Raw genomic sequence first — 13,625 nt, 5'->3', positions numbered from 1 at the left:
AAGATTATTATTATTTACATAATAAATTGCCTAGAAAAAAGCATCTTGCTATTATTCATAGCAAGATGCCCTCTTTATTCTGGTCTTTTCTTCGTCCACGTTTCTACTACTTCACCAGTATCATTAACATCTAGCACTAGGCTGCCATTACTATACCGGTCTTTATTTCGATACGCTTTCGGATCAATCTCTTCTACAATGTTTTTCTCTGTCTTCATGTAAACTAATTCATCGTCCCGAACAATTTCAATACCGACAATGCGGTACGGATTACGTTTTAATTCTTTGAAAATAACAAGACCTCGTTTCGCCCTCGTTGATTTTTCAATTTCTGATGCTTTTAGACGTTTTACAGCACCACGCTGTGTTACGAGAATAAGTTGATCTTTGTCACCATTTAACGGTTTACCAGAAGCGACATAGTCATCTTCTTTTAAATTAATTGCTTTCACGCCAGCAGCTCTTACACCGACTGGACTTACTTCATCTTCATGGAAAATAAGTGCATATGCACCGTGTGTAGCAAGAACGATATCACTCGTTCCATCTGTCGCAAATATATCGACAACTTCATCATCTTTTTTCAAGTTTACAGCAACGAATGCCCTTGAATAACGCTGAACTTTATATTGATTTAATTCTGTTTTCTTTATCATACCATTTCTTGTTACAAATACGATAAATCGTTTTTCTTCCTCAAAGTTCGGTACAACCGTTGCCCAAATGATTGTTTCATCCCGGTCGAGTGAAACGATATTAGCAACGTGCTGACCTAAATCTTTCCAACGAATATCTGGCATTTCGTATACTGGCAGATATATATAGTTTCCTTTATTCGTAAATAAGAGGACTGTCTCTGTCGTATTCGTATCGAATCGTTCAAGTAAGATGTCACCCTCTTTCATACCGAAGTCTTTGCCGTTTGAGGCATTATGTGAGCGCCATCCAGTACGTTTCACATATCCTTCTTTCGTTACAGTAACGATGACATCTTCTTGTGGGATCATCACTTCTACATCGATTTTAATTTCCTCGATTTGATCTTCAATAATCGCGCGTCGATCATCACTATATGTTTTCTTAACTCTCTTTAAATCTGTTTTAATTACTTGAAGTAATCTTTTTTCACTTTGTAAAATTGCCTGTAGCTCAATAATTTTCTTATTAAGCTCATCTGCTTCTTCTTGTAACGCCGTAATGTCTGTATTCGTTAAGCGATATAATTGCAAGGAAACAATTGCTTCTGCCTGTGCTTCTGTAAAGCCAAATTTTGCACTTAAATTATCTTTCGCGTTACGTTTATCTTTTGAAGCTCTAATTGTTTCAATTACTTGGTCTAAAATCGATAATGCTTTCTTTAAACCTTCTACAATATGTTGACGATTTTCTGCTTTTCTTAATTCATATTGCGAACGTCTCGTAATAACCTCTTTTTGATGTCCAATATAAGCATCTAAAATTTTCGGTAATGTCATAAGTGTTGGACGACGATTATTGATCGCTACCATATTAAAGTTATATGGAATTTGCAAATCTGTATTTTTATATAAATAATTTAAAATACCTTCAGCGTTTGCTTCTTTCTTTAATTCAACAACAATTCGTAAACCAGTACGATCTGTCTCATCACGCACTTCAGCAATACCATCTAACTTTTTATCTAGACGTAATTCATCCATTTTCTTTACAAGATTTGCCTTATTCACTTCGTAAGGAATTTCAGTGATTACAATTTGTTGTTTCCCACCGCGCACTGTTTCAACTTCTGCTTTTCCGCGAATAATAATTTTACCTTTACCTGTTTCATACGCCTTTTTAATACCATCAATCCCCTGAATAATACCGCCTGTTGGGAAATCTGGTCCTTTCATAACTGTTAATAAATCATCAACAGTACTATTTGGCTTATCAATACGCATCATTGTAGCATCAATAACTTCTCCAAGATGATGCGGAGGAATTTCTGTTGCATAACCAGCGGAAATCCCTGTAGATCCGTTCACTAATAAATTCGGGAACGCTGCTGGTAATACAACCGGTTCTTCACTCGTATCATCAAAGTTTGACACGAATTCAACTGTTTCTTTATCAAGATCACGTAATAATTCAGATGCGATTGGTGATAAACGAGCTTCCGTATAACGCATCGCTGCCGCTGGGTCCCCATCAACACTACCGTTATTACCATGCATTTCAACTAAAACATTTCGTACTTTCCAAGTTTGGCTTAAGCGTACCATTGCTTCATATACAGAGGAATCTCCATGTGGATGATAATTACCGATAACATTACCTACTGTTTTAGCTGATTTACGAAACGCTTTATCATGTACATTACCTTCTACATACATAGAATATAAAATACGTCTTTGTACTGGCTTTAAGCCATCACGTGCATCTGGAAGTGCACGATCTTGAATAATATATTTACTATAACGTGCAAATCGATCACCTAACACGTCTTCAAGCGGGAGGTCATGAAACTTCTCTGCTTGCATGTTATTCCACCTCCGTCTCCATAATCATTTCATTTTCTAAAATATTTCCTTCTTCTTGCATACCAAACTGTACATTACGTTCAATCCATTTACGGCGCGGTTCTACTTTATCGCCCATTAATGTTGTAACGCGACGCTCTGCTCTTGCTGCATCATCAATTTTCACGCGAATTAATGTACGCGTTTCAGGATTCATTGTTGTTTCCCATAATTGATCCGCATTCATTTCACCAAGTCCTTTATAACGTTGTAACATATAGCCTTTTCCAACTTTTTTCGTTACACCGTCTAATTCCTCATCTGACCAAGCGTATTCAATTATCTCACTCTTACCTTTTCCTTTACTTACTTTGTATAAAGGAGGAAGTGCGATAAACACTTTACCAGCTTCGATAAGTGGCTTCATATATCTGTAGAAGAACGTTAATAACAATACTTGAATATGAGCCCCATCCGTATCGGCATCGGTCATAATTACAACTTTATCGTAGTTAATATCTTCAACATCAAATTCATTTCCTACACCGCCGCCAATCGCATAAATGATTGTATTAATCTCTTCATTTTTAAAAATATCAGCAAGCTTTGCTTTTTCTGTATTAATTACTTTACCACGTAACGGTAATACGGCCTGGAAACGTCGGTCTCGCCCTTGTTTCGCAGAACCACCGGCAGAGTCACCCTCTACTAGGTACAGTTCATTTTTTTGCGGGTTACGTGATTGTGCAGGTGTTAATTTCCCGCTTAACGTACCTTCTGATTTTTTCTTTTTCTTACCACTACGCGCTTCTTCTCTTGCTTTACGGGCTGCTTCACGGGCTTGTGCTGCTTTAATTGCTTTTCTCACAAGAAGTGTAGCTACATCAGGATTTTCTTCTAAAAAGTATGCTAAATGCTCAGATACAATGGCATCAATTGAAGAACGCGCTTCACTTGTACCTAGTTTTCCTTTCGTTTGCCCTTCAAACTGAAGCACTTCTTCTGGTACACGTACCGAAACGATAGCCGCTACACCTTCACGAATATCTGTGCCTTCTAAGTTTTTATCTTTTTCTTTTAATAGTGCTACTTTACGAGCATACTCGTTAAACACACGCGTCATCGCTGTTTTAAATCCAGCTTCGTGTGTTCCACCATCTTTTGTACGTACGTTATTTACAAACGATAAAATGTTTTCTGAGTAGCCATCGTTAAATTGAAATGCTAGTTCTGCTTCAATTCCATTTTGTTCACCAGTGAAATATACAACTGGATGAATGGAATCTTTTTCTTCGTTTAAATATGAAACGAAAGCTTCAATTCCCGTTTCATAATGAAATACATCCTCTAAATCATTTCGCTCATCTTTTATCGAGATTTTCATTCCTTTTAATAAGAATGCAGATTCACGTAATCTCTCACATAATGTTTCATAATTATAATTTGTTGTGCTGAAAATCGTTGTATCTGGTTTGAAATGCATCGTAGTACCAGACTCTTTCGTCTTCCCGATTTTCTCAAGCGTCGTTACAGGAACACCGCCATTTTCAAAGCGTTGTTCGTAAATATTTCCGTCACGCTTAATCGTTACGACTAACCATTCTGATAAGGCATTTACAACCGATGCCCCAACACCGTGCAAACCACCACTCGTTTTGTAACCACCTTGACCAAACTTACCACCGGCATGAAGTACAGTTAAAATAACTTCAGGTGTAGGTTTCCCAAGTTTATGCATTCCCGTAGGCATTCCTCGCCCTTTATCTATAACGCTAATACTATTATCTTTATGTATTACGACTGAAATTTCGTCGCCAAATCCCGCTAACGCTTCGTCAACGGAGTTATCTACTATTTCATATACTAAATGATGCAATCCACGGCTGTCCGTGCTCCCGATATACATACCCGGGCGTTTTCGAACGGCTTCAAGTCCTTCTAACACTTGAATCGCATCTTCATTATATTGGAACTGATGCTTCGCCAAACTCCTTGCCCCTTTCCTAATCCAAAATCAGAACATATGTTTCTATTATAGAATAACGCCTCGACTATAGTTTTGGCAAGTTATCTTATCTCTTTTATATACCATTTTCAATAGAAAAATCCTTGTTTTCTCACAAGGATTCCTCTAGGCTACTATTTCAGAAAAATAATCGTTTGTCAACGAGAAATGGATATGTATTCCAAGATTACACATTCCAAACCTTTATTATGATCCAAATGATCAAGATCCAAAATGGGATTACAAATAACAACCCCCAAAAACAGCCTTTAAAAAATCTCATGATGAACACCTCGTTCATCGGCCCTACTTATCTATAATGAGGGCTGAATCAATCTTTCTACCTTTAAATCTATACTATTTTGTCATCGCATGTTCTACTTTAATACAACGATCCATTATTACAGTATAGTCTTTTTCTTTTAAAAATTTATATGTATCCTCATCTTGTACTCCTAATTGTGCCCAAAAAACATCTGCATCAATCTCTACGAATTCTTTTGCAACATCCATTAAAAACTCTGAGCGACGAAATACATTTACTATGTCAACGTGTTCCTTAATATCCTTTAGTGAAGAAACTGCCTTTTCTCCAAGCACCTCATCTACTGTTGGATTAACTGGAATAATGCGGTATCCAGCATCTTGCATTGCTTTTGAAACCATATACGATGTACGTTCTGGCTTATCTGATAATCCAACAACCGCAATTGTTTTGCTTTTCTTTAACACTTCACCAATTTCCGTACGAGTTGGGTTTTCAATTGTCATAATTAATCCCTCCTATTCCTTTAGTATAGCCGATAAAGAAAGTCTCTTTCAATATGAAAGAGACTTTCTTTTATTTCAATTATTGATTCTTTGTAGCTGAATTATCTGCTAAAGTAGCCGATTTCGTCATTTTTTGACCGTTACGGTAGAATGTAACTTCTACTTTCTCGCCTACTTTTTTCTTTTCATATAAATATTTACGGAATTGAAGCGCATTCTCTACTTTTTGATTATCTAATGCTACTACGATATCATATTGCTCTAAACCAGCTTTTTCAGCCGGTGATATTGGGTAAATTTTACCTAATACAACACCATTAGTTACTTCTTTCGGTACTTTCAATTGATTGACTGCATAAGCTTGCACATCTTCTAATGAAACGACACCTACTCCAAGCGCTGGACGTTTCACTACTCCGTCTTTTTCAAGTGATTCAATAACTGGCTTTGCGATATTAATTGGAATAGCAAATCCAATTCCTTCAACTTCTTGTTGTGCAATTTTACTTGAGTTAATCCCAATTATTTCACCATTTTGGTTAAATAATGCACCACCACTGTTACCAGGGTTAATCGCTGCATCTGTTTGAATAACTTGTGCTTGCCAATCTGGTCGTTTATCGCCATCAATATCAACTGGAATTTCACGTTCTTTACTACTGATTATACCTTCCGTTACACTTCCATCAAAACCTAGTGGGTTACCGATTGCAATTGCTTTTTCACCCGCGCGGATTTTACTTGAGTCACCTAAAGTTGCAACTTTATTCACATTAGCCCCGTCAATTTCAACAACAGCTAAGTCTAACCAAGGATCTTTCCCTACTAACTTTGCATCTACCTTTTTACCATCACTTAGTTTTACAGCAAGTTTATTTGCACCATCTACTACGTGGTTGTTTGTTACGATATATGCTTTATTCCCTGCTTTTTTATAAATAACACCTGATCCTGAACCAGCTTGTTGTTCTTGACCTGTCGGTTGCATTGCAAATGGATCAACACTTTGTTGCATATTAATAACACCTACAACAACATCTTTCGCCCCTTCAATCATACCAGGTAAATCAGTTTCATTTTTCGCTTTATTTACAACAGGAACTACAGTACCTTCTACTTTTGAATCCGAACTAAATGATGATACTGGCGCTCCATTATTTTGAGCCCATGGCATATATGGTGCTGCAAAACTAATCGAAACCGCTCCGACTACAGCCCCCACTAAACCTGTGAAGAAATAGCCTTTTTTACTACCTGATTTTCTCACTTCTCTCGTTTCACTATGCTCTTCATTTAAATTTGGTCCGTCGTAATATCCCATGTTTTATTTCCCCTCTCTGGTGAATTCGTATTTTCAGTATAGTCACGTTTTGTGTCCTTCTTGTGAACTCATCGTGAAATCTAATTAAAAAAATACTCCTATCTAACATTGTAGACAAAAAAAGTATTTTTTGTACATTCTACCTTCAAAAGAGAGTATAAAATCGCCATTTCCCTAGGCTAAATTACACAAATCGTTCTAGATTATTCTTCAAATTTATAACCAACTCGAATAACAGTACCGATATGCTTCGCTTTATCTCCTAGCTTATTTCGAAGTTTTTTAATATGGGTATCAACCGTTCTGTCATCACCGTAATAGTCATATCCCCATAACTGATCTAATAAATGTTGACGTGATAACACGATTCCTTTGTTCTCCATTAAATACACAAGAAGTTCAAATTCTTTATGTGTCAATATAATTTCTTCTCCATCTACTAAAACAGTTCTAGATAGACGATTTACTTCTATTCCAGCTAAAGACATAGCATTTTCTTCCGCTACTCCTACCGCACCATCCGCACGTTTCAATAACGTCTTTGCGCGAGCTACTAATACTTTCGGGCTAAATGGTTTCGTTACATACTCGTCTGCACCTAATTCGAAACCTAGCAATGTATCATCCTCATCCGAACGTGCTGTCAACATAATAATTGGTACTGCTGATTCTTTTCTAATTCTTCTACAAACAGACCATCCATCTATTTCCGGTAACATAATATCTAACATAATTAAATCAATTTCATGCTCTGCAAATAACTCTAACGCTTTTTTTCCATCTTCTGCTTCGATTACTTCAAAGCCTTCATTACGAAAATAATCACTAACAATTTCACGTAATCTTCTTTCATCTTCAACAAGCAATACTGTTTTATTCATATAATCTATCCCGCCTTTTTACTCTTTCAATCGAATAATACGTTGATTGGAGCTTCCGCGAAATGGAAGTGCTAAATCTTTTTTCTCAATTTCAAACCTTCCATCGACTAAAACATCCCCATAATGTAACAACTCTATCATATCATTATTTTGAGAACTCTGTATCTCTTCTAACGTATAACCTGTATACATCCATAGGTTTTTTTTCAAATCTTTTACGATTTTTGCTACCTTTTTCACTTCAGCAGCTTGAAAAAATGGATCTCCACCTGAAAATGTTACATCAGTTAATGGATTACTTGCAATCTCTTTCACAATTTCTTCTACTGTCATTTCCGTTCCATTGCAAATATTCCACGATTTCGGATTATGGCAACCAACGCAACGATGCGGACAGCCCGCAAAAAACACGACTGTCCGCAATCCTTCTCCATCTACTACACTATCATGAATAATATTCATCACTTTCATTTATGTTTCACCCGATCTATCTCTTCACTACGTTTCGCACTATTCCACTTCGACATATCTCCTACAAGATAGCCTGTTATACGGCGAATTCTTTCTATATTAGCCTCATCTTTATTCCCGCAACTTGGACATTCATTCCCAATAACCCCGTGATAACTACAGCACTTACAACGGTCAACAGGATGATTAATTGAACCGTATCCAACGCCATGTTCTGCCATGGCTTGTACAATTTGTTTTAATGCCTTTTTGTTATGCATTGCTGCTCCATCTAGTTCAATATAAGTAATGTGTCCTCCATTACAGAGAGCATGGAACGGGCCTTCTAAACGGATTTTATTTATCGCTTGAATGTTATAATAAACTGGAATATGGAATGAATTCGTATAGTAATTATGGTTCGTTATACCGTTAATTTCACCAAATTCTTCTCTATCTTTTTTCACAAACTTCCCTGATAATCCTTCTGCTGGAGTTGCAATTACTGAGAAATTCAGTTGATGTTCTTCTGTCGCTTTATCCATTCTATCTCTCATAAAGGAAATAATTTCATACCCAAGTTTCCATGATTCTCCATCTTCCCCATGATGCTTTCCTGTTAAAGCTACTAAACATTCCGCAAGACCGATAAAACCAATACTTAACGTCCCTTGTTTTAAAATCGAGGCTACGGAGTCTTCAGGCTGCAACGTTTCTCCACCACGCCATACACCTTGTGAATATAAAAACTGAAAATCTCTTGCTCGCTTCGTACATTGATACGCATATCTTTCTAATAGCTGCTTAATTCCTAAATCTAAATAATAGTTTAGCGCTTCAAAAAACGCTTCTTTTGAACCACTAATTAACGCTAATTTCACTAAATTAATAGACGTAAATGATAAATTCCCTCTACCAATCGCTGTTTCTTCTCCATGTATATTAGACATAACACGGGTACGACATCCCATGTAACATACTTCACTTTCTGGTCTTCCATCATAATGTACTGCATTAAACGGAGCATCTAAAAATGAAAAGTTAGGGAACAATCGTTCAGCCGTTGTCTCTAATGCTAATTCAAATAAATCGTAGTTCGGATCACTTTCTTCAAAATTCACACCTTTTTTCATCTTGAAAATTTGAATCGGAAAAATCGGTGTCTCTCCTTTACCAAGTCCAGCTTGTGTCGCTTTTAAAAGTTGTTTAATTAACATTCTTCCTTCTTTTGATGTATCTGTTCCGTAATTAATAGAAATAAACGGTACTTGTCCTCCGCCCCTACTATGCATACTATTTGAATTATGAATGAAAGCCTCACACGCTTGATACGTATCATTTTCCGTTTCTTTCCATGCGAATTCTTCTATTTGTTCTTTCGTAAGCGGATATGATTGTAATCGTTTTTTATGTCTCTCAATTGTTTTTCGTACATAAGGTGCTAAATCAATATCAAAGAGTGCAAACGATTGACCACCATGCTGCATATTTTGATTCGCTTGAAAAATAATAGACGAAAGAGCCAATGCACTTTTAATGTCTTGCGGTTGTCTCATATGTCCATGTCCAGTATGAAAACCGTTAGCAAGCATTTGCGCTAACGGAATTTGTGAACAAGTCGTCGTTCCTGTCGCATAAAAATCTAAATCATGTGGATATAATATATTTTCATTTATCGCTTTTTTCACTTGATCTGACAATAAATTCTCAACAGCATAATATTTTGCACTCTCAGATGCAAATGTTCCCATTACGCCCATTGGAGAGCGGCCGTCTACATTTGCATTTTCTTGCATTAAATCTTGTTCATTGCCGTGGACTATTGTCTCGAACACTTTCATTAATTCTTCTTCTCCACGTGTATTATTTTGTAACATTTATAACCCTCCACCAATATGTTGTTATCTTTTGATTAAAATGTTACTACATATAGTCTTACTGTTTCTGTGAGAAATGTAACATTACTGTGAAATTTTTTTCACGAAATAATGAATTTTTCATTTACAAAAAAGAAATGTGCTCTTTACAAATGTATGGTACAATATACGGGAAAAACTCTTTTTACCCTTTATCAACACATTTGAATAAAGGAGACTGAACTTATGGTTACTACATATCTTTTATTTATCGTTGCCTACTTACTTGGCTCGATTCCATTTGCACTAGTTGTTGGAAAAATCGGCTACGGAATCGATATTCGTGAGCACGGGAGCGGTAATCTAGGCGGAACAAACACATTCCGCACATTAGGGAAAAAAGCAGGTTTTACCGTTACAATTGCTGACATTTTAAAAGGGACATTAGCAACAAGTCTACCAATGATTTTCGGATTAGATATTCATCCACTATGGTTCGGGTTAGCGGCTGTTCTTGGACATGTCTATCCAATCTTCGCGAAATTCCGCGGTGGTAAAGCAGTTGCAACTTCTGCTGGGGTGCTATTATGCTATTCACCAGTTGTTTTTGCAATATTGGCTGTTGTATTTTTCACCCTTTTATTTACAACAAGATACGTATCACTTTCTTCTATGGTAACAGCAGTTGTTGCTGTTATTGCATCCATTGTTAGCGGGGATAAAATCTTCATTATTGCGATGTGTTTATTAGCAGGTATGGTTATTTATAAACACCGTGCAAATATCGGACGAATTATAAATAAAACTGAACCAAAAGCAAACTTTTCAAAAAAGCAAAAATAAGATCGTAACCCACATAACGCAAAAAGAAAACGTGAAGCATATTAATAGCGTCTTTTTGCGTTATTTTTTATACTAAAGAAAAAGCAACATAATTTGGAGGAACTATACATGAATCTTTCCGTAACAAAAGAAGCAGCACAATGGTATAAAAATGAATTAAACTTACAATCAAATGAAACACTACGCTTTTTCGTACAATACGGTGGTTGCAGTACTGTGCAAAAAGGACTTTCTTTAGGGATTCGTAAAGATGATCCTGCACATCCTGCTGTTCAAATTCAAGAAGAAGGTATTAACTTCTTTATTGAAGGCGATGATGAATGGTTCTTCGATGGACATAATTTATCTGTTACACTTAACGAAGGTGACGACTTCCCACAATTTAATTATGAAAAATAAAAAAACGTGGCTTCTGCCACGCTTTTTTATTTTTTCTTAATTTCCTCATATTTCGCATACCACTCAGGATATAACTTTTTAAATGATACAGGGCGGAACCCTTCTTTTTTCGCACAAATATTCGTCGTACTTGCAGTAATACAAAGTTCACCATCACCATTATATATTTCATATCCATATACAACGCGAAGTGGGCTGACAGTATCTACCCATGTTTTTACGATTGCTTTTTCTCCGTAACGCATCGCTTTACGGTATGAAATTTGTAAATCTAACACAGGAGAAATAATTCCTTCTTTCTCCATTTCAACATATGAAAAACCTAAATCTTGTATAAGTTTCGTGCGACCTAACTCAAGCCACACTAAGTAGTTTGAATGGTAAACAACACCCATTTGATCTGTTTCCGCATAACGGATTTCAACTTCATGTTCTGCTACAAACATATGTATATTCGCCTTCTTTCACTTCTGCTACCTTGCATACATTTAATCATAATACAGTGACATCAAAAATAAAATAAAAATAGTGAATCTTTTCCCGAAAGGAGCAAGCATATGATTCAAATTGTAACGGTTCGTAGCGGTGATAGCGTATATAGCTTGGCATCAAAATATGGATCAACACCTGACGAAATAGTAAAAGACAATGGACTAAATCCCGCTGAAACGCTCGTTGTTGGTCAGGCACTTATCGTTAATACGAAAGGAAATAATTATTATGTACAGCCTGGTGACAGCCTCTATCGGATTTCTCAAACATATAATGTCCCCCTCGCTAGTTTAGCTAAAGTTAATAATTTATCTTTAAAATCTATTCTCCATGTCGGACAACAATTATATGTACCAAAAGGCACAAAACGAGCTGTAGAATCCATCGCTTATTTACAACCTTCCACTATACCGATTAAAGAGAGTTTAGTTAATGCTACACGTGCCATCAATCCATTTTTAACATATTTAGCTTATTTTAGTTTTGAGGCAAAAAGAGATGGCACATTAAAAGAACCTACTGAAACAGCTAAAATTGCTAATATTGCAACGCAAGGACAAACAATCCCTATGCTCGTTATTACAAATATTGAAAATGGTAATTTCAGTGCCGATCTAACATCGGTTATTTTACGCGACGCAACGATTCAAAACAAATTTATTACTAACATTTTGCAAACAGCTGAAAAATATGGCATGCGAGACATTCATTTCGATTTCGAGAGTGTAGCACCCGAAGACCGCGAGGCGTATAATCGCTTTTTACGAAATGTAAAAACACGCTTACCTAGCGGGTACACATTAAGCACAACTCTCGTACCGAAAACAAGTTCAAATCAAAAGGGAAAATTTTTCGAAGCCCATGATTATAAAGCGCAAGGGCAAATTGTTGATTTCGTCGTCATTATGACATATGACTGGGGTTGGCAGGGCGGGCCACCAATGGCAATCTCTCCTATCGGTCCTGTAAAAGAAGTACTTCAATACGCAAAATCTCAAATGCCTCCCCAAAAAATTATGATGGGGCAAAACTTATACGGATTCGATTGGAAACTTCCGTTCAAACAAGGGAATCCACCAGCAAAAGCAGTTAGCTCTGTCGCAGCTGTTGCACTTGCTCGTAAATATAATGTTCCTATCCGCTATGATTTCACAGCTCAAGCTCCACATTTTAATTACTTTGACGAAAATGGCGTACAACATGAAGTTTGGTTTGAAGATGCGAGGTCTATTCAAAGTAAATTCAATTTAATGAAAGAGCAGGGCATTGGCGGTATTAGTTATTGGAAGATTGGCTTGCCATTTCCACAAAATTGGCGTTTACTTGTTGAAAACTTTACGATTACGAAAAAGGGCTGACAAAAGTCAGCCCTTTTTGTACATTTTGTTAAGATTCATCTTTGATTTCACTTTTTAATGAGTCAATACTTTCTAAACGTCTTTGATTTTTTGCTTCAATAGCAGCACGATCTTTTTCATTAGAAAGTTCCGCTGTTTCTTTTGCTTCATTAAAGTTATCAACTGTATTTTGCACCATTTCTTGTAACTTTTCAGCGTTGTCACTTCGATTATCTGGATTTGGCATGTACTTCCCTCCTAATATTGTATATACACACCATCTTAAATTACCTATCTTTCCTCAAATTTATACATAAAAAAGGAGAATGTAATATTCTCCTTTTCTTTAACCATTATCAACAATCGGTTGTTTACCTGTTTGATCTTGCATTTGCTTTCCTTTATTTCCACCAGCTTTTTTTGATTGTGTTCCAATATGATTCGGTGCAAAGTCTTTTGAATTTTTTTTCGGATTACCCATTACTATCGCCTCCTTAACACTAGTATCGTACTAGTGTTAAGAATTATTCAGCTTGCTTAAAAAGTTTCATTTCATAACGTTTTTCAATGCGCTCTTCAATGCGATCAATTGCCTCACGATCGCTTAATAATTGTTGTTTATTTTCATTTACAAGTTCTTCAAACGATTTACGGCGACTTCTTCTCATGTTGTTCACCCTCTCTCCTTCGCTTTCTTATTACATAGTATGAGCAAACAAAAAACTCTTTAATCAGATTTGCAAGAAAATTTTATGTTTTAGTACTCCTAAAAAAACTCCGTGTACAATATATT

14 protein-coding genes are annotated in these 13,625 nt (G+C 36.3%); 3 read left to right on the top strand and 11 right to left on the bottom strand.

Annotated features, from left to right (window positions below):
• Positions 1-74 precede the first annotated feature (74 nt).
• From parC to HMPREF1014_RS06415, 7 genes are all read right to left on the bottom strand, one after another.
• A complete protein-coding gene (parC, locus tag HMPREF1014_RS06450; protein WP_001147463.1) occupies positions 75-2,498 on the bottom strand; it encodes a DNA topoisomerase IV subunit A in 2,424 nt (807 codons plus the stop codon).
• Between the two features lies 1 nt (position 2,499).
• Entirely contained in the window at positions 2,500-4,464 is a 1,965-nt protein-coding gene (gene parE / locus HMPREF1014_RS06445) for a DNA topoisomerase IV subunit B (protein WP_001062201.1), read from the bottom strand.
• Between the two features lie 375 nt (positions 4,465-4,839).
• The gene (locus HMPREF1014_RS06435) at positions 4,840-5,253 is read right to left on the bottom strand and encodes a CoA-binding protein (protein ID WP_000151387.1); all 414 of its coding nucleotides are present in this window, start codon (positions 5,251-5,253) and stop codon (positions 4,840-4,842) included.
• 79 nt (positions 5,254-5,332) lie between these two features.
• On the bottom strand, positions 5,333-6,574 hold the full coding sequence (locus HMPREF1014_RS06430) for a S1C family serine protease (RefSeq protein ID WP_000542641.1): 1,242 nt from the start codon (positions 6,572-6,574) through the stop codon (positions 5,333-5,335).
• A gap of 203 nt (positions 6,575-6,777) precedes the next feature.
• Positions 6,778-7,455: a response regulator transcription factor gene (locus tag HMPREF1014_RS06425; RefSeq protein WP_001044679.1), complete on the bottom strand. Its 678-nt coding sequence runs from the start codon at positions 7,453-7,455 to the stop codon at positions 6,778-6,780.
• An 18-nt stretch (positions 7,456-7,473) separates the two neighbouring features.
• Positions 7,474-7,926 (bottom strand): anaerobic ribonucleoside-triphosphate reductase activating protein, encoded by a 453-nt coding sequence (gene nrdG, locus HMPREF1014_RS06420; RefSeq protein ID WP_000867077.1) that lies wholly within the window; start codon positions 7,924-7,926, stop codon positions 7,474-7,476.
• On the bottom strand, positions 7,923-9,782 hold the full coding sequence (locus tag HMPREF1014_RS06415; protein ID WP_000940064.1) for an anaerobic ribonucleoside triphosphate reductase: 1,860 nt from the start codon (positions 9,780-9,782) through the stop codon (positions 7,923-7,925). Before HMPREF1014_RS06415 ends, nrdG begins: the two co-directional genes overlap by 4 nt.
• A gap of 225 nt (positions 9,783-10,007) precedes the next feature.
• Between HMPREF1014_RS06415 and plsY the strand changes: the two genes are divergently transcribed.
• Positions 10,008-10,604, top strand: a complete 597-nt coding sequence (gene plsY / locus HMPREF1014_RS06410) for a glycerol-3-phosphate 1-O-acyltransferase PlsY (protein ID WP_000258974.1) — start codon at positions 10,008-10,010, stop codon at positions 10,602-10,604.
• A 108-nt stretch (positions 10,605-10,712) separates the two neighbouring features.
• Entirely contained in the window at positions 10,713-11,003 is a 291-nt protein-coding gene (locus tag HMPREF1014_RS06405) for a HesB/YadR/YfhF family protein (RefSeq protein WP_001054453.1), read from the top strand.
• Positions 11,004-11,029: 26 nt separating this feature from the next.
• On the opposite strand, the gene HMPREF1014_RS06400 is transcribed toward HMPREF1014_RS06405, so the two are convergent.
• A complete protein-coding gene (locus HMPREF1014_RS06400) occupies positions 11,030-11,449 on the bottom strand; it encodes an acyl-CoA thioesterase (protein ID WP_000495812.1) in 420 nt (139 codons plus the stop codon).
• A 111-nt stretch (positions 11,450-11,560) separates the two neighbouring features.
• Between HMPREF1014_RS06400 and HMPREF1014_RS06395 the strand changes: the two genes are divergently transcribed.
• A complete protein-coding gene (locus tag HMPREF1014_RS06395; protein ID WP_000614862.1) occupies positions 11,561-12,853 on the top strand; it encodes a glycoside hydrolase family 18 protein in 1,293 nt (430 codons plus the stop codon).
• Positions 12,854-12,881: 28 nt separating this feature from the next.
• Here the strand turns inward: HMPREF1014_RS06395 and tlp are convergent, their stop codons facing one another.
• From tlp to HMPREF1014_RS06380, 3 genes are all read right to left on the bottom strand, one after another.
• Positions 12,882-13,079, bottom strand: a complete 198-nt coding sequence (gene tlp, locus HMPREF1014_RS06390; protein WP_001133511.1) for a small acid-soluble spore protein Tlp — start codon at positions 13,077-13,079, stop codon at positions 12,882-12,884.
• Positions 13,080-13,178: 99 nt separating this feature from the next.
• Complete coding sequence (gene sspN, locus HMPREF1014_RS06385) at positions 13,179-13,313, bottom strand: acid-soluble spore protein SspN (RefSeq protein WP_000527987.1); 135 nt, start codon at positions 13,311-13,313, stop codon at positions 13,179-13,181.
• A 43-nt stretch (positions 13,314-13,356) separates the two neighbouring features.
• Positions 13,357-13,500: an FbpB family small basic protein gene (locus HMPREF1014_RS06380; protein WP_001254703.1), complete on the bottom strand. Its 144-nt coding sequence runs from the start codon at positions 13,498-13,500 to the stop codon at positions 13,357-13,359.
• Positions 13,501-13,625 lie beyond the last annotated feature (125 nt).

It is taken from the genome of Bacillus sp. 7_6_55CFAA_CT2, assembly GCF_000238655.1.
In the GTDB taxonomy this organism is placed as follows: domain Bacteria; phylum Bacillota; class Bacilli; order Bacillales; family Bacillaceae_G; genus Bacillus_A; species Bacillus_A cereus.
The sequence above is the reverse complement of the archived record's forward strand: the minus strand, read 5'-3'. Positions and strand labels throughout refer to the sequence as shown.

What these genes read in the sequence shown, in the direction of transcription:
- HMPREF1014_RS06415 (WP_000940064.1), bottom strand. Translation starts at nt 9,782, where the DNA reads ATGTTACAAAATAATACACGTGGAGAAGAAGAATTAATGAAAGTGTTC.
- HMPREF1014_RS06435 (WP_000151387.1), bottom strand. Translation starts at nt 5,253, where the DNA reads ATGACAATTGAAAACCCAACTCGTACGGAAATTGGTGAAGTGTTAAAG.
- HMPREF1014_RS06400 (WP_000495812.1), bottom strand. Translation starts at nt 11,449, where the DNA reads ATGTTTGTAGCAGAACATGAAGTTGAAATCCGTTATGCGGAAACAGAT.
- HMPREF1014_RS06405 (WP_001054453.1), top strand. Translation starts at nt 10,713, where the DNA reads ATGAATCTTTCCGTAACAAAAGAAGCAGCACAATGGTATAAAAATGAA.
- tlp (WP_001133511.1), bottom strand. Translation starts at nt 13,079, where the DNA reads ATGCCAAATCCAGATAATCGAAGTGACAACGCTGAAAAGTTACAAGAA.
- sspN (WP_000527987.1), bottom strand. Translation starts at nt 13,313, where the DNA reads ATGGGTAATCCGAAAAAAAATTCAAAAGACTTTGCACCGAATCATATT.
- plsY (WP_000258974.1), top strand. Translation starts at nt 10,008, where the DNA reads ATGGTTACTACATATCTTTTATTTATCGTTGCCTACTTACTTGGCTCG.
- nrdG (WP_000867077.1), bottom strand. Translation starts at nt 7,926, where the DNA reads ATGAAAGTGATGAATATTATTCATGATAGTGTAGTAGATGGAGAAGGA.
- HMPREF1014_RS06430 (WP_000542641.1), bottom strand. Translation starts at nt 6,574, where the DNA reads ATGGGATATTACGACGGACCAAATTTAAATGAAGAGCATAGTGAAACG.
- HMPREF1014_RS06425 (WP_001044679.1), bottom strand. Translation starts at nt 7,455, where the DNA reads ATGAATAAAACAGTATTGCTTGTTGAAGATGAAAGAAGATTACGTGAA.
- HMPREF1014_RS06380 (WP_001254703.1), bottom strand. Translation starts at nt 13,500, where the DNA reads ATGAGAAGAAGTCGCCGTAAATCGTTTGAAGAACTTGTAAATGAAAAT.
- HMPREF1014_RS06395 (WP_000614862.1), top strand. Translation starts at nt 11,561, where the DNA reads ATGATTCAAATTGTAACGGTTCGTAGCGGTGATAGCGTATATAGCTTG.
- parC (WP_001147463.1), bottom strand. Translation starts at nt 2,498, where the DNA reads ATGCAAGCAGAGAAGTTTCATGACCTCCCGCTTGAAGACGTGTTAGGT.